The organism is Stenotrophomonas sp. 169 (assembly GCF_014621775.1).
Taxonomy (GTDB): domain Bacteria; phylum Pseudomonadota; class Gammaproteobacteria; order Xanthomonadales; family Xanthomonadaceae; genus Stenotrophomonas.
This window is the reverse complement of sequence record NZ_CP061204.1, coordinates 2,830,791-2,850,873: the sequence shown is the minus strand read 5'-3', so window position 1 is coordinate 2,850,873 and position 20,083 is coordinate 2,830,791. Positions and strand designations below refer to the sequence as shown.

Here is a 20,083-nt window from a genome sequence, read left to right as displayed (position 1 = left end):
ACCGGGCCAGCCCGAACGCTCATTAAGGTAGCCCTCTCCCGATCACTCACATTGTTGCAACACAGCATTCGATGCCAGATCGAATATTTCCATTGAGAAATATATTTTTTGGAAGAGAATGTGCGGCATGATCTGTCCCGATACGACACCTCCCAGTTTCGGCCTGTTGTTGCGCCAGGTGCGCGATGGCCTGGTCCGGCAGTTGGACGCTTCCATGGCCGAAGAGAACCTCGGCCTCAATTTCACCCACTACATCGGCCTGAAGGTCCTGTCCCGGACCGCACCGTGCACGGCGAACGAACTGGCCAAGGCCATCGACCAGGTGCCCAGCGCGGTGACGCGCCTGCTGGACAAGCTGGAGGCGCTGGGCTGTGTGCGCCGCGAAGCACATGCGATGGACCGGCGTGCGCTGCAGATCGTGCTGACCGATGAAGGTCGCGCGCTGTGGGCACGCCTGCAGAAGCGCGGCGAGGATGTGATCGATTACGCCTCCCGCGAGCTCAGCGCCGACGAACGTGCGCAGCTGCTCTCCCTGTTGACCCGAATCCGCGACTCATTGACGACCCCATGACTTCCATCCCTCTTGTTTCTACATGGCGCCAGGGCCGGCCCCTGTTGTTGGCCGGCCTGGTGTTGGCACTCGCCGCCTGTGCCAGCAGCCGCGGGCTGCAGCCGCACGGCGCGCTGTTGGATGCCGATGCGCTGCACAGCAGCCGCACGTTGACGGGCGCCTCGCTGGGCGCGGCCGGCTTCCCCGCGCAGGACTGGTGGAAAGCACTGGGGGACCCGCAGCTGGATGCCCTGATCGAAGAAGGGTTGGCCAGCCACCCCAGCCTGGATGCGGCCGATGCACGGCTGCGCCAGGCACGATCGCAGGTGGGTGGGGCGCGTGCCGACCAGTTGCCCAGTCTTTCGGTATCCGGCGGCTATACGGGTCTGCGCCTGCCCGAATCCATGCTGGGCGATGAAACCGGCGGTCACTACGCGGGCAGCAGCCAGCTCGCCCTCAACTTCAGCTACGGCGTGGACCTGTGGGGCGGCAAGCGCGCCACTTGGGAAGCGGCGGTGGACAGCGCGCATGCGGCGGCGATCGACGCGCAGGCGGCGCGCCTGAATCTGTCCTCCAACATCGCTCAGGCTTACGCCGGGCTGGCCTACGCATGGCAGTTGCACGATGTGGCCGAAGAAGAGTTGGCACGTTCGCAGAAAACCCTGCAGCTCACCCGCCAGCGCCGCGCCGCCGGCATCGACAGTGACCTGCAGGTGCGCCAGGCCGAATCGCGCGTGCCGGCGGCGCAGCAGCAGCTGCAGGCCGCCCAGCAGCAGATTGACGAAGGGCGTACCGCACTGGCGGCGCTGGTCGGGCAGGGGCCGGACCGGGGCCTGCAGATTGGGCGTCCGCACGCATTGGACCCGATGGCGCTGCAGCTGCCGGGCGTGTTGCCCAGCGAACTGCTGGGGCGCCGCCCGGACATCGTGGCGGCGCGCTGGCGGGTGGAAGCGGCCGGCCGGCAGATCGATGCAGCCAAGGCGGCGTTCTATCCGAGCCTGAATCTCACCGCGCTGGCCGGCGTCGTCGCACCGAATCTCGGCGACCTGCTGCAGCGCGAATCCACGTTCGCCTACATCGGCCCGGCGCTGAGTCTGCCGATCTTCGAGGGTGGGCGTCTGCGCGCGGGCCTGGACCGCCGTGACGCCGAGTACGATCTCGCCGTTGCCACGTACAACCAAGGGCTGGTGGACGCATTGCACCAGGTGGCCGACCAGGTCAACGCGGTGCGCTCGCTGCAGCAGCAGGCGCAGTCGCAGCAGCAGGCGGTGGATACCGCGCGCGCTGCGCACGGTCTGGCTGACCAGCGGTATCGCGCCGGCATCGGCGGCTATCTGGATGTGCTGACCGCACAGTCCACCCTGCTGCAGGCGCAGCAGCGGCTGGCCGGCCTGCAGTCGCAGCAGCTGTTGTCATCGGTGCGTCTCAGCCAGGCGTTGGGCGGCGGCTTCCAGCCGGCTGCCGATGACACCGTGCGTGCTGCCCCTCTTTCCGATTCCTCGCATTCCTGAAGACATCTCCCATGAGCCAGACCTCTACCCCCGCGGCGCCCGCCGCTCCCAGCCGTCGCGGCAAGCTGCTGCGCGGACTGCTTGTGATCGTGCTGCTGCTGATCGCCGCAGCGGCCCTGTGGTATTTCATGTTCGGCCGCTGGTTCGAAGAAACCGACGACGCCTACGTGGGCGGCAACCAGGTGCAGATCACCCCGCTGATCACCGGCACGGTGGTCGGTATCGCGGCCGACGATGGCATGCGTGTCGAGCGCGGCCAATTGCTGGTACAGCTGGATCCAGCCGATACCGAGGTAGCGCTGCAACAGGCAGAAGCCCAGCTTGCCGGTACGGTCCGCCAGGTGCGTGGCCTGTACCGCAGCGCCGAAGGTGCACAGGCCGAGTTGAATGCACGGCAGGTCACGTTGAAGCGCGCACGCGATGATTTCGCCCGCCGCAAGGACCTGGCCGCCACCGGCGCCATTTCCGATGAAGAGCTGTCGCATGCGCGCAACGAACTGGCCGCTGCGGAAGCCGCCGTGGCCGGTTCGCGCGAAACGTTCGAACGCAGCCGCGCACTGGTCGATGACACGGTGATCGCCACCCAGCCCGACGTGCAGGCCGCCGCTGCGCAGCTGCGCCAAGCGTGGCTCAACAATGCGCGCGCCGGCATCGTCTCGCCGGTCACCGGCTACGTGGCGCGTCGCTCGGTGCAGGTCGGCCAGCGCGTGCAGCCGGGCAATGCGCTGATGGCGGTGGTGCCTACCGATCAGATGTGGGTGGAAGCCAACTTCAAGGAAACCCAGCTGCGGCACATGCGCCTGGGCCAGGAAGTGGAGCTGCGTTCGGATATGTATGGCGGCGATGTCAGCTACAAGGGACGCCTGACCAGCCTGGGCATGGGCACCGGCTCGGCGTTCTCGCTGCTGCCGGCACAGAACGCCAGCGGCAACTGGATCAAGATCGTGCAGCGCGTGCCGGTGCGCATCGCCATCGATGCCAAGCAGTTGGCCGAGCACCCGCTGCGCATCGGCCTGTCGATGAAGGCCGAGGTCAGCCTGCGTGACCAGAAGGGCGAAGTGCTGCCCAGCCAGGCAGCGACCGGTTCGGTGTTCGACACGGACGTGTATGCCAAGCAGCTGCATGATGCCGACGACATGATCCATACGATCATCCAGGGCAACCTGCCGCAGACGGCCGGTGCACCGGTGGTGTCGGCTGCGGGCCGACCGTCGCCCTCCACCGCGCCGGCCACGCCGCCGCGCACAGCCAAGGCAGGCTGACGGCCCATGTCTTCCCAAGCCCCTGCCGCACCCGGTACGCCGGGTGCACCGGCGGCCCCGGCCGCTGGCTTCCTGCCACCCAACATCGCCTTGTGCACGGCTGGCCTGGCGATGGCGTCGTTCATGCAGGTGCTCGACACCACCATCGCCAATGTGTCGCTGCCGACCATCGCCGGCAATCTCGGCGCCAGCTCGCAGCAGGCGACGTGGGTCATCACCTCGTTCGCGGTCAGTACCGCGATCGCGCTGCCCTTGACCGGCTGGATGAGCCGCCGCTTCGGCGAAACCAAGCTGTTTGTATGGGCCACGCTGGCCTTCACCATTGCCTCGCTGTTGTGCGGCCTTGCCCAGAGCATGGGCATGCTGGTCGTGTCGCGCGCCCTGCAGGGCTTCGTCGCCGGCCCGATGTACCCGATCACCCAGTCGCTGCTGGTGTCGATCTATCCGCGTGAGAAACGCGGCCAGGCGCTGGCCCTGTTGGCCATGATCACCGTGGTGGCGCCCATCTGCGGGCCGATCCTGGGCGGCTGGATCACCGACAACTACAGCTGGGAATGGATCTTCCTGATCAACGTGCCGTTGGGCATTTTCGCGGCGCTGGTGGTCGGCAACCAGATGAAGGGGCGGCCGGAGCAGATCGAAAAGCCGAAGATGGATTACGTCGGCCTGGTCACGCTGGTGATCGGCGTCGGCGCCCTGCAGCTGGTGCTGGACCTGGGCAACGACGAAGACTGGTTCAGTTCGCCGATGATCGTGGCGCTGGCGTGCGTGTCTGTCGTGGCCTTGGCGGTGTTCCTGATCTGGGAGCTGACCGACAAGGACCCCATCGTCGACCTGCGGTTGTTCCGCCATCGCAATTTCCGCGCGGGCACGATGGCGATGGTGGTGGCGTACGCCGCGTTCTTCAGCGTGTCGTTGCTCATTCCGCAGTGGTTGCAGCGGGACATGGGCTACACCGCGATCTGGGCCGGCCTGGCGACCGCGCCGATCGGCATCCTGCCGGTGATCATGACGCCGTTCGTGGGCAAGTACGCATCGCGCTTCGACATGCGCATGCTGGCGACGGTGGCCTTCGTGTTCCTGTCCTTCACCAGCTTCATGCGTTCGGACTTCAACCTGCAGGTGGACTTCCAGCATGTAGCGGGCGTGCAGTTGTTGATGGGTGTTGGCGTGGCGCTGTTCTTCATGCCCGTGCTGCAGATCCTGCTGTCGGACCTGGACGGGCGCGAGATCGCCGCGGGTTCCGGGCTGGCCACCTTCCTGCGTACGTTGGGCGGCAGCTTTGCCGCGTCACTCACCACGTGGCTGTGGGCGCGCCGCACGCAAGTGCATCATGCGGACATCACCGAGCACATCTCCGTGTACCGGCCAGGCATGCAGGAACAGGTCACCGCGATGGGGCAGGGCGACCTGCAGCACGGCGCGGCAGCACTGAACACGATGATCAACCATCAGGCATCGCAGATGGGCTTCAATGACATCTTCTTCCTGCTGGGCTGGATCTTCCTGGCCATCATCGCGTTCCTGTGGCTGGCCAAGCCGCCCTTCGGAGCGGGCGCAGGCAGTTCCGCCGCCGCGGGCGGCCACTGATCCCGTACCGGTAGCGCCGAGCCCCGCTCGGCGCTTTTCTCCACCGGCACGAAACCCGAACGCCGGACATGAAAAAACCCGCTTGCGCGGGTTTGATCATTTTCTGAGTCGTGGTGCCCAGGAGAGGACTCGAACCTCCACGAAGTTGCCCCCGCTAGCACCTGAAGCTAGTGCGTCTACCAATTCCGCCACCTGGGCGACTCAGGAGGAGAATTATGGGCAACGAATTAATTCATGTCAACAGGATTTCAATGCCGTCCTGCTAGTCATCCACGGCGTGCCCGCCGAGGTGCAGCAGCAGGCTCTGCATCGAACGCGACAGCCCGTTCCAGCGAACGAAGCACAGGCTCAGCTGGCGGCGTGCCCAGGCATCGTCCAGTGCGATGGCGTGGAAGCCGTAGCGACGCCGATGCTGGCGGCAGATTGATCGGGGTGCGATGCCAACGCCGATGCCGTGCCCGACCATCTCGCATACGCCTTCAAAGGTCTTCATGCGGATCCGGGGTGACAGCACGCGCCCCAAAGCGCGCGCGTGGTCTTCGATATGTTCCTGCAGCGCATTGCCATCGGCCAGCGCCACGAGGTCCTCACCGAGTACGTCCACGAACGAGAGCGAGGGGCGGTGGGCGAACCGATGGGCAGGCGGCACGATCAGCATCAGCGGATCATCCGCAACCGGCTGCAGGTGCAGGGGCGTACTGTCCACTGCATTGGAGGTGATGCCCGCTTCGGCTTGGCCGCCGCGCACGGCGCGCACGATCTCCACGCTGGTGCGTTCTTTCAGGTCGACCTGCAGGCGCGGACGCGCGGCCATCCACGGCGCCAGCCGCCCCGGCAGAAAGGTGGTCAGCGCTCCGGTATTGGCATACAGGTGCAGGGTGCCGCGCGCGCCACTGGCGAACTCCTGCAGTTCCTCGCGCAACAGGGACTGCTGCCGCAGCATCAGGCGCGCATGGTGGGCAAGCGCTTCGCCGGCCTCGGTCGTGGTGACGCCACGCGGATGGCGTACAAGCAGCGCGATGCCGGCCTCGCGTTCCATCGTCCGCAGCCGTTCGCTTGCTGATGCCAGGGCCAGGTGGGCGCGGCTGGCGCCGGCAGTGATGGTGCCGGCGTCGACCACCAGCAAGAACAGGCGCAGATCCGCCAGGTCCATCCGCATGCTGGAACCTCGTGTCTGCCTTCGGTCCAGCCGAAGGCTCGGTGGGGAATCTCGCATTGTGCCAAAGGGGCAGGGCAGGTCCTAATGGCGCCATGAACGATTCGCTGTACTTCTATGTCCTGCTCATCGGGGTGTTCGTCCTGGCCGGGGTGGTCAAGGGCGTGACGGGGATGGGCCTGCCTACCGTGGCGATGGGCCTGCTGGGCAGTGCGTTGTCCCCGGTGGCGGCGGCCTCCCTGCTGTTCGTTCCCACCTTGGTGACCAATGTGTGGCAGATCATCGCCGGACCTTCGCTCGGCCGCATCCTCCGGCGGCTGTGGCCGATGATGCTCGGCGTGGTGGTGGCGACCGTCGCTGGCGCTGCGCTGCTGGTCCGTGTCGAACCGCGATGGTCGGGCATGGCGCTGGGCGTGGCGTTGATCCTCTATGCGGTGTACTCCGCCTTTGCTCCCGCGTTCCGGGTGCCCGCCAGCAAAGAACGCTGGCTGTCGCCGCTGGTCGGCGCGGTGTCTGGCGTGGTCACCGGCGCTACCGGCGTCTTTGTCATGCCGGCGGTGCCTTACCTGCAATCACTGGGGCTGGATCGGGACGAGCTGGTGCAGGCGCTGGGGCTGGCCTTCACGGTGTCCACGATTTCCTTGACCAGTGGTCTTCTGGTGCACGGCGCCTTTGGTGTGCAGCAGTTGGGCCTGAGTGCGCTGGCCATCGCGCCGGCGCTGGCGGGAATGTGGCTGGGGCAGAAAATCCGGGGCCGCATCAGCGCGAAGGCATTCCGCCTGTGCTTTCTGGGCTTCCTGTTGCTGCTCGGGATCGAACTGGCCACGCGTCCCTTCTGGTGACGTTGTACCCGACCGGGGACAACAGGCAAAAAAAACCCCGCGTCAGCGGGGTTCTTTTTATCGATGGTGCCCAGGAGAGGACTCGAACCTCCACGAAGTTGCCCCCGCTAGCACCTGAAGCTAGTGCGTCTACCAATTCCGCCACCTGGGCATCGAGGGGGCGAATTATGAGGACGTGGGCAGGGGCTGTCAATACTTTCACGATCCCTGCAGCTAGCCTACCTTTCGATCACGTCTCAGTGGCGCAGGATCGCGCCCTTGATTGCATCGAAATGGTCAACGTCGATCTCTTCCTGGCGTCGTTGCAGAAGCCGGAGCAGCTCGAGTCGCCGATTGGAGCCGATCGGCGCGTACCTCCCGCTATCCTCCTCCCAGTCAGCTAGGGCACAACGCCACCATTCCCGAACCGTGTCCTGGGTGGCAGGAAGTTGCAGCAGGAGTTCCAGTCGCTGCCAATGGCCGAGCTTCTTCAGGAGGCGTCGAAGGTTCAGGCTTGCGGAGAGGGGGGCAGCGGGTGACGTCAGGGCGGTAGTCAGCCGTTCCACGCCGAGCTTCGTGTCTCCTGCTCTGATTGAACTGGCAAGGAAGCGCAACACCGGATTGCCTCCCTCTGCGACAAGATGAGCAAACTCGTCCTCACTCAGCTGACCTCCCGACGTGAGCAAGCCGCGTAACGCGTGCATCCGGACGGGGCCGCTGGAGTCGAGCAGCCAGTGGCGCATCCTGTCCACATCTTCCGGCTGTGCGTGGTCGGCAAGGGACACGAGTGCTCCCAGGGTTGGCCGTCTGCTCTGGTCATCCAGTACGGCGCGCCATCTGGCTGAAGGCTCCACCGCATATCTCTCCCGGAGAAGGAATGCGGACAACGAACGTACGCCTGCCGATGCATCGCAGACCGTCAGGAGCAGTTTGTCGCGCGTCAGGGCTCCTTCCAGGCCAGACAATACGCGTAACGACTCGCGCCGCACCACAGGATGTGGCGCGTTCAATCCGATCTTTGCCAGCAATCGAATGCGGGCGTCATCGTCCTGGCGTTGTGCGTGGCGCAGGGCATACAGCGCGATGGCGGGATTTGGATCGCGAACGGCGCTCTCCAAAAGATCAACCCCAAGATCGACGCCGGCCTGCAAGCTGCTGGAAAATGCCCAAGCGCGCACCTGGGCGTTGTCGCTTGCCAACAGGGAGCGTAACAAGGGCTGCAATTCGGTGCGCAGTGCCCAGCTTTCAACATGGTGCTCGAGCCATTCCCGCGATCCGCGCTCACGAATGCGCAGGCGTAGTACCAGCGGCCACAGCGTCAGCACATCCTCGACATCAGACAGCTCAAGAAGGCGCTTCGTTGCTTCTTGTGCGGCGTGCTTCACCTCGGGCACCCAATCGGCGCAGCGGATCAACGCAACGGCCAGTGCCAGATAGCCAGGGAACTCGGGGAGTTTCCACAGGGCCTTCTGCCGCAGTCGACCGTCGTGATGTCCCGCCAGCAGAAACAACAGGGGTTGGCGAAGAGCAGGCTCCAGCTCTCCCGTCGTAATGTGAGTCAGCGCCGTTGTGGGCCAGTCTCCAAACACCGTGCTGGAGCAGAACCTCAGTCGCTCGTCGAGATCGAACAGTTTCTCGGGCGGCAAGCTCAACAGATAGGTATGAGCATGTACTGGGTCTGCGGAGTTCCCAGGCAGTTGGCATACAGCGCGGACGCTCTGCTGGAGGAGCAGCTCAAGCGCCGGAGCCTTCGTGCTCAAGGTAAAGAGTTGCCGCCACACCATACGTATCCCCAAGGCTCCATGCCGATGCACTGGTTGTCGTCCTATCGACTACCGCCAGCGGCGGGTGACTGTCCGCTCGCTACGTCGGGAGCATAGCGGAATGGCTGGGAGTCCGGTGGCGCTGAGCTGGCGCGCGAGGGGGTGCCGAAAAAGCGAAAACCCCCGATTTCTCGAGGGTTTTCGTACATCTTGAAACTGGTGCCCAGAAGAGGACTCGAACCTCCACGAAGTTGCCCCCGCTAGCACCTGAAGCTAGTGCGTCTACCAATTCCGCCATCTGGGCTTGCAGAACGGGCGATTTTGAAGATGCGGCGAGCCGTTGTCAACGGTTTTCGTCAAATTGCGGCGGCCATTCATTTACGGCCGGCCATGACCCGTTCTGCACGCCCACAGCAGCTACCATGGAGGGCGATGAATACCAAAAAACCAAGCAAGGGCGGGAAGAGCTCCCGCACGACGCCGCCCTCGGGCGCCCCCGCTGGCTCGCCCAAGGGCCCGAAGAAGAAGAGTCTGCCGCCGTGGATGCCGGACAGCCTGACCGGCAATGCCGGTGCTCCGGCCCCGTCGCGAGGCAACAGCCGACGCGGTCCGGCCCCGTCCACCCCGCGTGGCCGCCGCCCGTTGCCGCCACTGGGCGCGCCGGTCGATGATCCGCACGCCGCGCGCGAAGCAGAAAAGTACGAACAGCCCATCGCCAGCCGTGAGGCGATCCTTGCCCTGCTGGAGCGCTGCGAAGGCCCGCAGACCGCCGAGGAAGTCGGTGCCCGTCTCGGCCTGAGTGCTCCGGACCGTGCCGAGGCGCTGTCGCGCCGACTGGGTGCGATGGTCCGTGATGGCCAGCTGGTGCAGAACCGGCGCGGCGGGTTCGCGCCCATCCAGGCATTGAACCTGGTTACTGGCGTGGTGATCGCCAACCCGGAAGGGTTCGGCTTCCTGCGCCCGGTGGAGGGTGGTGAGGATCTGTTCCTGCCGCCGTATGAAATGCGCAAGGTCATGCACGGCGACAAGGTGCTGGCCAACGTGACCGGTATCGATCACCGCGGCCGCCGCGAAGGCAGCATCGCCCGCGTGCTCGAGCGCGGCATGACCCGCCTGATCGGTCGCTTCAGCGTGGAAATGGGCATCAACTATGTGGTGCCTGATGACAAGCGCATCCAGCGCAACGTGCAGGTGCCGCCGGACCAGATCGGCGGCGCGCGTGACGGCCAGCTGGTGGTGTGCGAACTGACCCAGGCGCCGGACAGCCGTCGGCCGCCGATCGGGCGCATCATTGCCGTGCTGGGCGACAAGCTGACTGCCTCGCTGGTGGTGGAGACCGCCATCCATGGCCACGAACTGCCGTTCGAGTTCCCGCAGGAGGTGCTGGATGAGGCCGCCTCGGTGCCGTTGGTGGTCGAGCCGCAGATGATCGGCCATCGGGTGGACCTGCGCACGACGCCGCTGGTCACCATCGATGGCGAGGATGCGAAGGACTTCGATGACGCGGTGTTCTGCGAGCCCAATGCCAACGGATTCCGGCTGGTGGTGGCAATCGCCGATGTGTCCAACTATGTGCGGCCTGGCACGCCATTGGACGATGAAGCACAGAAGCGTGCGACCTCGGTGTACTTCCCGGGCTTCGTCGTGCCGATGTTGCCGGAAACCCTGTCCAACGGTATCTGCTCGTTGATGCCGAAGGTCGACCGCATGTGCTTCGTCTGTGACATGCAGGTGGATCGCGATGGCCAGGTCAGCAGCTCGAAATTCTACGAAGCGGTGATGAACTCACACGCGCGACTGACCTACACCCAGGTGTGGCAGGCCGTGGGTGAGGACGATGCCGGTGCCAAGGCAGTGATCGGTCCGCTGTTGCCGCAGGTCGAGCGCCTGTACCAGCTCTATCACGTGCTGGCCAAGGCACGCAGCAAGCGTGGTGCCATCGAGTTCGAATCCAGTGAAGTCCGCTTCGTGCTGGACAATACCGGTGAGGTCACGCAGGCCGGCATGCTGATGCGCAACGATGCGCACAAGCTGATCGAAGAATGCATGATCGCCGCCAACGTGGAGGCCGCGCGCTACCTGCTGGCCAACGGCGTACCGGCCCCGTACCGCGTGCATGACAAGCCGCCGGAGACCAAGTTCGCGGACCTGCTGGAGTTCCTGAAGGAATTCAAGCTGAGCCTGCCGCCATGGTCGAAGGTGGTGCCGGGCGACTACACGAAGCTGTTGAAGAAGATCCGTGATCGCCCCGATGCGGCGCTGCTGGAGTCGGTGTTGCTGCGCAGCCAGAGCATGGCGGTGTACCACCCCGACAACAATGGCCACTTCGGGCTGGCCCTGGAGGCGTACGCGCACTTCACCTCGCCGATCCGTCGTTACCCCGATCTGCTGGTGCACCGTGCGATCAAGCACGCACTCACCGGCGCACGCGCGGACAAGTACCTCTACACCGCGCGCGAGATGGCCGCGCTGGCACTGCAGTGTTCCGAGCGCGAGCGCCGTGCGGACGAGGCCGAGCGCGAGGTGGACGAGCGCTACCGCGCTGCCTGGATGGAAAAGCATGTCGGCGGCCAGTTCGACGGCGTGATCAGTGGTGTCACCAGCTTCGGCCTGTTCGTCGAGCTGACCGATTCCAAGGTGCAGGGTCTGGTGCATGTCACCCAGCTGCCGCATGACTATTACAAGTTCGATGCGGTGCGCAAAACGCTGGGCGGCGAGCGTCGCGGCACGAGCTACCGGTTGGGCGACAGCGTCCGCGTACTGGTGCTCAAGGCCAGCATGGAAGAACGCAAGATCGACTTCCGTCTGGTCGAGCACAAGGGCGAGGAAGAAGAGGCGCCGCGCGCGGCACCGCTGCCCGAGCACGGCAAGCCGGCCAAGCGCAGCAAGAAGAAGTACTGAGACATCGCGGGTAGCGCCGAGCTACGCTCGGCGTCCGCAGCAGAGGAGACGAGAACGATGCAGGGCCAACCCGAACACAGTGGCGGTTGCCAGTGCGGTGCCGTCCGCTTCGAAGTCCGTGGCGAGCTGACGGACAGCTCGATCTGCCATTGCCGGATGTGCCAGAAGGCCTTCGGCGCGTATTACGCGCCGTTGGTGTCGGTACGCGGCGCGCAGTTCAGCTGGACCCGGGGCCAGCCGACCCATTTCCAATCGTCCAATCTGGTCCAGCGGGGGTTCTGTGCGCTCTGCGGGACGCCGCTGACCTACGAGGCCCCGGACGGGATTGCGGTGGCCGCCGGCGCGTTCGACCAGCCGGAGCGGTTGCCGCCGACCCGCCAATACGGCATGGAGGCGCAACTGCCGTTCGTCGACACGCTGGGCGCGCTGCCGTCCACGCGGACCGAGCAGGATGGGGAAGCGCTGGATTTCCTCGCCCGCATCGTGTCACACCAGCATCCAGACCACGACACACCGCACTGGCCGCCGCAGAGCCGCTGACCCCTGTCCGCCAGATGCTCTACCATACCCACCCCCCTTACCGGTCACGCCGCGCATGAGCAGCAAGAGCAGCCAGTGGATCGTCGGCGTCAACGCCGTCGCCTCTTCCATCGAGAACGACGCCGAGAACGTCCGCGAAGTCCTGGTCGAGGCCGGGGCGAAGAATCCGCGGCTGGTCGAGATCGAGGAGAACGCGCGCCGGAAGGGTATCGACGTGCGCAAGGTGAACAGCCAGGCGCTGGACGGTGTCGGCGGATCGGTGCGGCATCAAGGCGTGGCCGCGCGTTACGCGGCAGCGCGCACGTACAACGAGAATGAGCTGGAAGCCCTCGTGGAGGCAGCCGAGGGCAAGGCGCTGCTGCTGGTGCTGGACGAAGTACAGGATCCGCACAATCTGGGCGCCTGCCTGCGCAGTGCCGCCGCTGCGGGTGCGACGGCGGTGATCATTCCGAAGGACAAGTCGGCCACGGTCAACGCGACCGTGCGCAAGACCTCGGCCGGCGCGGCTGATCGGATACCGGTGGTAGCGGTGACCAACCTGTCGCGCTGCCTGAAGGACCTGCAGAAGCAGGGTGTGTGGATTTACGGTCTGGCCGGCGAAGCGACCGCGTCGCTGTACGATCTGGACCTGAAGGGCAACATCGCGCTGGTACTGGGCGGCGAAGCCGACGGCCTGCGCCGCCTGACCCGCGAGAACTGCGACGGTCTGGTCAAGATCCCGATGCCGGGTGAAATCGAGAGCCTGAACGTGTCCGTGGCCACCGGCGTGAGCCTGTTCGAAGTGGTGCGTCAGCGCGGTTGAGTGGCTGCGCCGGTAGCGCCGAGCCATGCTCGGCGAGCGCAGCGGTAACGCAGCAACGTGCGTGATCCATCAGGGCGAAAAAACCGGACGGCCAGCGGCCGTCACTACCGGGCTGCGCTGCCGCCCAATGCCTTGAACAGGGTGACATCGTTGATCAACTGGCTTCGCCGTACGCTTGCCAGCGCCAGCTCCGCACTGCGCCGGGTCTGTTGCGCCAGCAGCCAGTCGCGCAGGGCGGTGGCGCCGACGCGGTAACGCACCTCCTCGGCCCGCTCCACCGCCACGGCCTCATCGAACGAGGCCTGCGACGCCGCGACCTGGATCGCCAACTGATCTCGCGCCGACAGCGCGTTGTCCACTTCCGACAGGGCCGTGTACAGGGTCTTGCGGAAGCGGGTCGCGGCGATCTGGTAATCGGTACCGGCCAGATCGGTGTTCAGCTGTGCCCGTTGCAGGTTGAGGAAGGGCAGGGTGAGCCCCGCACCCAGCGTCGCCACGGGATTGCGCAGCACATCCCCCAAGGTCGGCCCGCTGGTGCCCACGCCACCGTTCAAGCTCAGCGTGGGGTAGTAGCTGGCAGCGGTCACCTTGATCTGTTTCAGGCTGTTGCGCAGACGCAACTCGGCGGCGCGCAGGTCCGGGCGGCGTGCCAGCAGGTCGGCGGGCAGGCCCGCTTCAAGGGGTGGACTGGTCGCGCCCGACAGGCTCTGCGGCTCATCCGCCTGCGGCCAGGCCTGGCCATCCAGCAGCACCGTCAGCGCGTTGCGCGCTTCCACCCGCTGCTGCTCCAACACCGACTGCGTGGCGCGCTGTGCCTCCAGACCCTGTCGCGCCTGGCGCACTTCCAGGCCGGATGCAGCCCCCGCATCGAATCGCGCCTGCACCAGCTCCAGCGTTCTCGCCAGCCGCGCCATGTCTGCGGCAGCCGAAACAATCGACTGGTTGAGATAGGCGAGATTCCAGTAGTAGTTCACCGCGTCGCTGATCGCGATCAACGCGGTGTTCTGTCGGTCTTCTTCGCTGGCCTGCGCGGACCACACTGCGATATCGCGCTGCGTGCGCAGTTTGCCCCACAGGTCGACTTCCCACTGCAGCGATACGCGGGTGGCGTAGTCACCCGAACGCCGCCAGTCGTCACTGCGGTCGATGGCGCGCGAGGTGCTGGTAGCCAGTCCGGACAGCGAAGGGTCCGGCCAGAGTGCGTTGTTCGCCAGTCCGGCCTGCAGGCGTGCGCGCTGGACGTTGAGGCCGGCGACGGCGAGGTCGTTGTTGGCGGCAAGCACCTGCGTGACCAGGCGGTCGAGCCGCTCATCGCCGAATGCCGTCCACCAGCGGTCGGCGCGCACGTCGGCGCGCGGCCGGTCCAGTCCACTGGTGGGCAGGGTGCTGCCTGCAGCAAGGCTGGCACTGTCGGCACCGTAGCTGGACGGTACCGCTGCAGCCTGCACCGGATAGCGGCCCGCGGTGGCGCATGCGGCCAATGAAGTGAGCAGCGCGCTGACCAACAGCACGCGCACAGGGGTCGAGCAGGAAAACGTCATGGTGGTCCTCATTCGCGTGCAAGGGCGTCGACCGGGTCCAGCTGCGCGGCGCTGCGCGCCGGCAGGAATCCGAAGGCGACGCCGATCAGGGTGGAGCAGGCAAACGCCGCCACGATGGAGCTGGTGGAGAACACCATCAGGTACTCGCTGGAGAGACGGCCGAAGGCCCATCCCAGCCCCAGCGCCAGGCTGACGCCGATCAGGCCGCCCAGCAGGCAGACCAGTACGGCTTCGATCAGGAACTGTTGGCGGATGTCGCTCTGGCGTGCGCCCACCGCCATGCGTACCCCGATCTCGCGGGTGCGCTCGGTCACCGACACCAGCATGATGTTCATGACGCCGATGCCGCCGACCAGCAGCGCGATGGCGGCGATGGCGCCGATCAGCAAGGTCATCGTGCGCGTGGTCTGTTCGATGGTCTGGCGGATCTGCGCGCTGTTGCTGAGGAACACGTCCTCGGTGCCATGGCGCAGGGTGAGCAGGTTGGTGATCGCGGCCTGCGCAGCGTCCATCGGCGTATCGTCCTTCACCCGCACGGTGATGCCGGAGATATGGTTCTGCCCGAGCATGCGCGACATCGCGGTGGTGTAGGGCACCCAGACGCTCAGGCTGGTGCTGCCACCGAAGCCGAAACTCTGCCGCTTTGCCACGCCAACCACCCGCGCCGGTACGTTGCCGAGCAGGATCACCTGGCCGATCGGATCGCTGTCCGGGAAGAACTGGGTCTTGGTGTTTTCGTCGATGACCGCCACCTGCGCCAGCGATCTCACCGCATCCGCATCGAAGAAGCTGCCGCTTACCAGGCTGACGCCCTTGACCCGGAAGAACTGTTCGCCGACCCCGCTCACCGATGCGGTGGCGGACAGGTTGCGGAACCGCGCTGTCACCGATGTGGAGACGTTGGGCGTGGCGCTGTCTACATAGCTTTGCTCGGCCAACGCGTAGGCATCGCTTGCCTTGAGCGTCTGCACCCGTGCCGAACGCATGTCACCGAAACCACGCCCTGGATAGACATCGATCGTGTTGGTGCCCAATGAGCTGATGTTCTGCAGGATCTGCTGCTGCGACCCGTTGCCCAGCGCCACGACCGAGACCACCGACGCGATGCCGATGATGATGCCGAGCATCGTCAGAAAGGTGCGCAGGCGATGCGCGTTCATCGCCAGCAGCGCCATGCGGAAGGCTTCGGTGAAACGGTCGCGGGCCGCGCGCCAGCTGTTGCCCTTGCCGGCATCGATGCTCGGTGCGCGCTGTGCGCGGAAACGGGGCGCGTTCTCGTTGATGCGGTCGGCGATGATTTCGCCGTCGCGTATCTCGATGATGCGCTGGGCGTGCTCGGCCACGCTCATGTCGTGGGTGACGATGATGATGGTGTGGCCTTCGGCGTGCAGTTCGCCCAGGATGCCCATCACTTCCTCACCCGATCGGGTGTCCAGTGCGCCGGTCGGTTCGTCGGCCAGGATCACCTCGCCACCGTTCATCAGCGCACGCGCGATGGACACGCGCTGCTGCTGGCCGCCGGACAGCTGCCCGGGCTTGTGCTGCATGCGGTCGCCCAGCCCCAGGCGCTGCAGCAGCTGCACCGCGCGCGCGCTGCGTTGTTCGCTGGGGTTGCCTGCATAGATCGCAGGAACCTCCACGTTGCCCCGTGCATCCAGGTCGCCCAACAGGTGATAGCGCTGGAAGATGAAACCGAAGTGCTCTCGACGCAGTTCGGCCAAGGCGTCCGGACCCATGCTGCCGGTCTCGCGACCGGCCACCTGATAACTGCCGCGCGTGGGCCGATCCAGGCAGCCCAGGATGTTCATCAGGGTGGATTTGCCCGAGCCGGACTGGCCGACAATGGCGACCATTTCACCGGCATGGATATCCAGGTTGACGTCGCGCAGCACGGCGATGGTTTCATCGCCGGCCGGGAATTCGCGGCGCAGGTCGCGCAGCCGCAGCAGGACGCTGGAAGAGCCCACGGTATTCATCGACGCGGCCCGCCGCCCATCCCCGGCCCCATGCGCATGCTGGGACCACCGCGCGCACCGCCGCCGCTCGCGGCAGCGCCGCCGCCCTCGCCGACCACCACGCGGTCGCCTTCGGCGAGCCCGGACAGGATCTCCGCGTTGGCGCCGTTGTTGATGCCCACCTTCACCCGCCGCCGCTGCGGTTGGCCGTCTTCACCGACCACGCGGACCACCTGCTGGCCGTCGCGCGTCTTTGCACCCAATGCGACCGATGGCACCAGGATCACCCCCTTGGCTTGCTTGAGCAGTACCGAAACCTGCGCGGTCATGTCGATGCGCAGCGTGCCGTCGGGGTTTTCCACATCGAACAGCGCGTTGTAGTAGACCGCGCTGGACGAACTGGACGAACTGCTGGAGCTGGACGCGCTGTCGCTGGAGATGGAGGCCGGTGCCGGATTGATCTGCCGGAGTTTGGCGTGATACTTCCGGTCCGGCTCACCCAGGGTGGTGAAGTACACCGGCATGCCCGCCTTGATCTTGACCACGTCGGCTTCGGAGATTTCCGCATTGACCGTGACCAGGTCGAGGCGCGCCAGCATCACGATGGTCGGGGCGGTCTGGTTGGCGTTGACCGTGCGGCCTTCTTCGGTGACCACTGCCACCACCGTGCCATCCATCGGTGCGGTGATGCGGGTGTAGGCCAGGTTGGCGCGCGCGGTCGCCACCTCGGTTTCGCTGCCCTTGATCTGGGCCTGGTTCGACTGGATCTGTGCGCGGGCCGTCTTCAGCGCGGCCTCGGCCGCATCGTATTCCTGTCGCGAGGTGGCTTCGGCGGCAAGCATCTCCTGCTGACGCGCGAAGTTCAGCTCGCTCTGCCGCAGGCTGGCCTGCTGCACCGCCAGCTGGGCGCGCTGCTGCTGCAGCGTGGCTTCTGCCCGCAGTACCGTGTTCTGCTGGGTCGTCGCGTCGATTTCGGCGATCAGGTCGCCTTCTTTCACCGTGTCGCCCAACTGGACCTTCAGTGACTTCACCTGGCCGGACGCCTGCGCGCCCACGCTGACCAGCTTGTAGGCATCGATCACGCCGGTCGCCTCGACGGTCTGTTCGACATCGCCACGCGTGGCTGGCGAGGTCGCCAGGGCGGGTGCCGCGGGCTTGCGCAGGAAGAACCACGCGCCGATGGCAAGCAGCACCATCACGAGGAGGGACAGCAGCAGGCGACCGCGACGGGTTCTGGGCAGCAGGTGGAAGTTCACGATCGGTGATACTCGGCAGGCCGCTCCAGCGGCGTCGCGTCCATTGTGGTGACGCTTGCTCTGCAGGCTCAATCCTCAGCGTGTGTCCATGTGTAACATTGCAGCGCCTTGTCTGTTTCAATGTGTATCACGTATGCCGCTGGATACAGTGCAACGCATTGGCCTGCGTGCGGTTCAGCTGCCGACAGGGGATGATGCCGACATGGAGACCGCCAACCCGATGCACCGCCTGCTCATCGTCGATGACGACAACGACATCCGCAACCTGCTGGCCGAGCAGCTGGGACGTGCCGGCTATCAGGTCAGTACCGCCGCCGACGGCGCTGCCATGCGCCAGGTGCTGGAGCGGGAGCACGTCGACCTGATCGTGCTTGATCTGAACCTGCCGCGCGAAGACGGCCTGACCCTGTGCCGCGATCTGCGCGCGCGATCCGCCACGCCCGTGATCATGCTGACCGCGCGTGCCGAACCGATCGATCGCGTGCTCGGCCTGGAGATGGGCGCCGACGATTACCTGGCCAAGCCGTTCGAACCGCGCGAGCTGCTGGCGCGCATCCGCAACGTACTGCGCCGGACCGAAGCCTTGCCTGCCAACCTGGAGCCGCTGGCGATCCGCCGTGCGCGCTTTTCGCGCTGGACGTTCGATCTGGAGCACCGCCATCTGGTGGATCCCGATGGGCGGGTGGTGGTGCTGTCCGGTGCCGAGTTCCGCCTGCTGCGGGTGTTCGTCGGCCATGCCAACAAGGTGCTGTCGCGGGAGCAGCTGGTGGCGCTCAGCAGCGGCCGCAACTATGAGTCGCAGGATCGGGCGATCGATCTGCAGGTCAGCCGGCTGCGCAACAAGCTGGCCGATGATGGCAGTCCGGATGGGCTGATCAAGACCGTGCGCAACGAAGGCTACGTACTGGCGGCGGCGGTGACCCTGGAATGAACCGGTTGCGCCGCTTCCTGTCCTCGATGGTGGGGCGCCTGTTCGTGATCCTGCTGCTGGGCATGGGCGTGGCGGCGATCGGTGCGACGATGCTGGCCGGTGCGAAACGCCAACAGGAGTTCGAGCGGCAGAACCTCAACCGCATCGCCGACCGGTTGCAGGGCTATGTGAACCTGCTGGACGGCAATCCGGAGCTGCGTGAGCGGTTGCTGGATGCCGGCGGCCCCAGTGTGCGCCGCCTGCTGCCGGACGCACGGCAGGGGCGACCGGACGACGCGTTGATGGGCGTACTGGCCGCACGTCCCGGACCGGTGGCCAGCGCGCAGGTCCGCTTCACCTCGTTCCGGGCATGCCTGCCGCGGCTGAAAGATCTGCTGCCGCCGTCCGATGGGCATCGTGGCCGACCGCCCCGCGAGCGCGACCCCGCCTTCATCCCGCCGCGCTGCCGGTCGGTGCAACTGACGTTGTCCGACGGTGCGTCGTTGGCGCTGGCGCTGGAGTCGCCTGCGGTGGCACACAATGGCGTGCTGGCGGTCGACCCCTTGTTCCTGACGCTGCTGGTGTTGGCGATCGCGGTGCTGGCCTACGTGGTGGCACGGATGGCCAGCGCGCCTTTGCGGCGGTTGGCCGGTGCCGCGCAGGAACTGGGCGTGGACCTGCACCGGGCGCCGATGGCCGTCGCCGGCCCGCTGGAGGTCCAGCACGCCGCTGAAGCCTTCAATGCCATGCAGCAGCAGTTGCAGCGGCACCTTGCCGAGCGCACGCACATGCTGGCCGCGATCACCCATGACCTGCAGACGCCGGTGACCCGGCTGCGCCTGCGCCTGGAGAACGTAGAGGACGAGGGCCTGCGCGAGCGACTGGTCGCCGACCTGGCAGCGATGCAGGCCTTGATCCGCGAGGGCCTGGAGCTGGCCCGCAGCGCCGAAAGCGCCGAGCAGCGCGCGCCCTTGGACCTGGACTCGTTGCTGGAAAGTCTGGTGGAAGACGCGGCGGAGGCCGGCGCGGACGCGCGTTTCGAAAGTGGGTGTGCGGCGGTGCTGATGCTGCGCCCGCTGGCGATGCGGCGCCTGTTTTCCAACCTGCTCGACAACGCCCTGATGTATGGCCACAGCGCCAGCGTGCGCGCCGAGCGCGATGGCAAGGGCGTGCGGGTGGTGATCAGCGACCGCGGGCCTGGCCTGGCCGAGGATGAGCTGCTGAGCGTGTTCGATCCCTTCGTGCGGCTGGAAACCTCGCGCTCGCGGCAGACCGGTGGCGCTGGCCTGGGGCTGACCATTGCCCGCGCACTGGCGGGCAAGGACGGGGCGAAGGTCAGCCTGCACAACCGGGAGGGTGGCGGGCTGGATGCCGTGGTGTACTGGGCGGCACCGGTCGTGGCCGCGGCGCGCGGGCACGGTTGACACACGGCGGCGCGGATTTGCCTATCATGCGCACATCCTCCCAGCGTCAGCCCGATGAAAAACACCCTGTCCGCCCCTGCCAGCAAGGGTGCCCGGTGCGC

14 protein-coding genes, 3 tRNA genes and 1 pseudogene are annotated in these 20,083 nt (G+C 66.2%); 10 read left to right on the top strand and 8 right to left on the bottom strand.

The window, feature by feature from the left end; translation table 11 throughout:
- Positions 1 to 127 precede the first annotated feature (127 nt).
- From ICJ04_RS12485 to ICJ04_RS12470, 4 genes and pseudogenes are all read left to right on the top strand, one after another.
- Complete coding sequence (locus ICJ04_RS12485; protein WP_188324551.1) at positions 128 to 571, top strand: MarR family transcriptional regulator; 444 nt, start codon at positions 128 to 130, stop codon at positions 569 to 571.
- A complete protein-coding gene (locus ICJ04_RS12480) occupies positions 568 to 2,061 on the top strand; it encodes an efflux transporter outer membrane subunit (protein ID WP_188324550.1) in 1,494 nt (497 codons plus the stop codon). The genes ICJ04_RS12485 and ICJ04_RS12480 overlap by 4 nt, the downstream gene beginning before the upstream one ends.
- 11 nt (positions 2,062 to 2,072) lie before the next feature.
- Positions 2,073 to 3,233, top strand: a pseudogene (emrA, locus tag ICJ04_RS12475) (multidrug efflux MFS transporter periplasmic adaptor subunit EmrA); the annotation flags it as partial.
- 96 nt (positions 3,234 to 3,329) lie between these two features.
- Positions 3,330 to 4,913, top strand: a complete 1,584-nt coding sequence (locus ICJ04_RS12470; protein ID WP_188324548.1) for a DHA2 family efflux MFS transporter permease subunit — start codon at positions 3,330 to 3,332, stop codon at positions 4,911 to 4,913.
- Positions 4,914 to 5,024: 111 nt separating this feature from the next.
- Here ICJ04_RS12470 and ICJ04_RS12465 read toward each other — a convergent pair.
- Positions 5,025 to 5,111, bottom strand: a tRNA-Leu gene (locus tag ICJ04_RS12465).
- Positions 5,112 to 5,175: 64 nt separating this feature from the next.
- Positions 5,176 to 6,072 (bottom strand): LysR family transcriptional regulator, encoded by an 897-nt coding sequence (locus ICJ04_RS12460; RefSeq protein ID WP_188324547.1) that lies wholly within the window; start codon positions 6,070 to 6,072, stop codon positions 5,176 to 5,178.
- 92 nt (positions 6,073 to 6,164) lie between these two features.
- On the opposite strand from ICJ04_RS12460, the gene ICJ04_RS12455 reads away from it, so the two are divergent.
- Positions 6,165 to 6,911, top strand: a complete 747-nt coding sequence (locus ICJ04_RS12455) for a sulfite exporter TauE/SafE family protein (protein WP_188324546.1) — start codon at positions 6,165 to 6,167, stop codon at positions 6,909 to 6,911.
- 64 nt (positions 6,912 to 6,975) lie between these two features.
- Here the strand turns inward: ICJ04_RS12455 and ICJ04_RS12450 are convergent.
- The 3 genes from ICJ04_RS12450 to ICJ04_RS12440 form a co-directional block, all read right to left on the bottom strand.
- Positions 6,976 to 7,062: transfer RNA gene (locus tag ICJ04_RS12450), tRNA-Leu, on the bottom strand.
- 85 nt (positions 7,063 to 7,147) lie between these two features.
- Positions 7,148 to 8,542, bottom strand: coding sequence for a hypothetical protein (locus ICJ04_RS12445; protein ID WP_188324545.1), 1,395 nt, complete (start codon positions 8,540 to 8,542; stop codon positions 7,148 to 7,150).
- A 328-nt stretch (positions 8,543 to 8,870) separates the two neighbouring features.
- Positions 8,871 to 8,957: transfer RNA gene (locus tag ICJ04_RS12440), tRNA-Leu, on the bottom strand.
- 128 nt (positions 8,958 to 9,085) lie between these two features.
- On the opposite strand from ICJ04_RS12440, the gene rnr reads away from it, so the two are divergent.
- The 3 genes from rnr to rlmB are packed head-to-tail and all read left to right on the top strand — an operon-like array spanning position 9,086 to position 12,896.
- A complete protein-coding gene (rnr, locus tag ICJ04_RS12435; RefSeq protein WP_188324544.1) occupies positions 9,086 to 11,554 on the top strand; it encodes a ribonuclease R in 2,469 nt (822 codons plus the stop codon).
- Positions 11,555 to 11,611: 57 nt separating this feature from the next.
- Positions 11,612 to 12,094: a GFA family protein gene (locus ICJ04_RS12430; RefSeq protein ID WP_188324543.1), complete on the top strand. Its 483-nt coding sequence runs from the start codon at positions 11,612 to 11,614 to the stop codon at positions 12,092 to 12,094.
- A 55-nt stretch (positions 12,095 to 12,149) separates the two neighbouring features.
- Positions 12,150 to 12,896, top strand: a complete 747-nt coding sequence (rlmB, locus tag ICJ04_RS12425; protein WP_101099975.1) for a 23S rRNA (guanosine(2251)-2'-O)-methyltransferase RlmB — start codon at positions 12,150 to 12,152, stop codon at positions 12,894 to 12,896.
- Between the two features lie 104 nt (positions 12,897 to 13,000).
- On the opposite strand, the gene ICJ04_RS12420 is transcribed toward rlmB, so the two are convergent.
- The 3 genes from ICJ04_RS12420 to ICJ04_RS12410 are packed head-to-tail and all read right to left on the bottom strand — an operon-like array spanning position 13,001 to position 17,648.
- Positions 13,001 to 14,437, bottom strand: coding sequence for an efflux transporter outer membrane subunit (locus tag ICJ04_RS12420; RefSeq protein WP_223202880.1), 1,437 nt, complete (start codon positions 14,435 to 14,437; stop codon positions 13,001 to 13,003).
- Positions 14,438 to 14,445: 8 nt separating this feature from the next.
- Positions 14,446 to 16,404 (bottom strand): MacB family efflux pump subunit, encoded by a 1,959-nt coding sequence (locus tag ICJ04_RS12415; protein ID WP_188327322.1) that lies wholly within the window; start codon positions 16,402 to 16,404, stop codon positions 14,446 to 14,448.
- A gap of 5 nt (positions 16,405 to 16,409) precedes the next feature.
- Positions 16,410 to 17,648, bottom strand: a complete 1,239-nt coding sequence (locus ICJ04_RS12410) for an efflux RND transporter periplasmic adaptor subunit (RefSeq protein WP_188324541.1) — start codon at positions 17,646 to 17,648, stop codon at positions 16,410 to 16,412.
- 202 nt (positions 17,649 to 17,850) lie between these two features.
- Between ICJ04_RS12410 and ICJ04_RS12405 the strand changes: the two genes are divergently transcribed.
- Positions 17,851 to 18,579, top strand: coding sequence for a response regulator transcription factor (locus ICJ04_RS12405; protein WP_188327321.1), 729 nt, complete (start codon positions 17,851 to 17,853; stop codon positions 18,577 to 18,579).
- Positions 18,576 to 19,982, top strand: a complete 1,407-nt coding sequence (locus ICJ04_RS12400; RefSeq protein ID WP_188324540.1) for an ATP-binding protein — start codon at positions 18,576 to 18,578, stop codon at positions 19,980 to 19,982. The genes ICJ04_RS12405 and ICJ04_RS12400 overlap by 4 nt, the downstream gene beginning before the upstream one ends.
- Positions 19,983 to 20,083 lie beyond the last annotated feature (101 nt).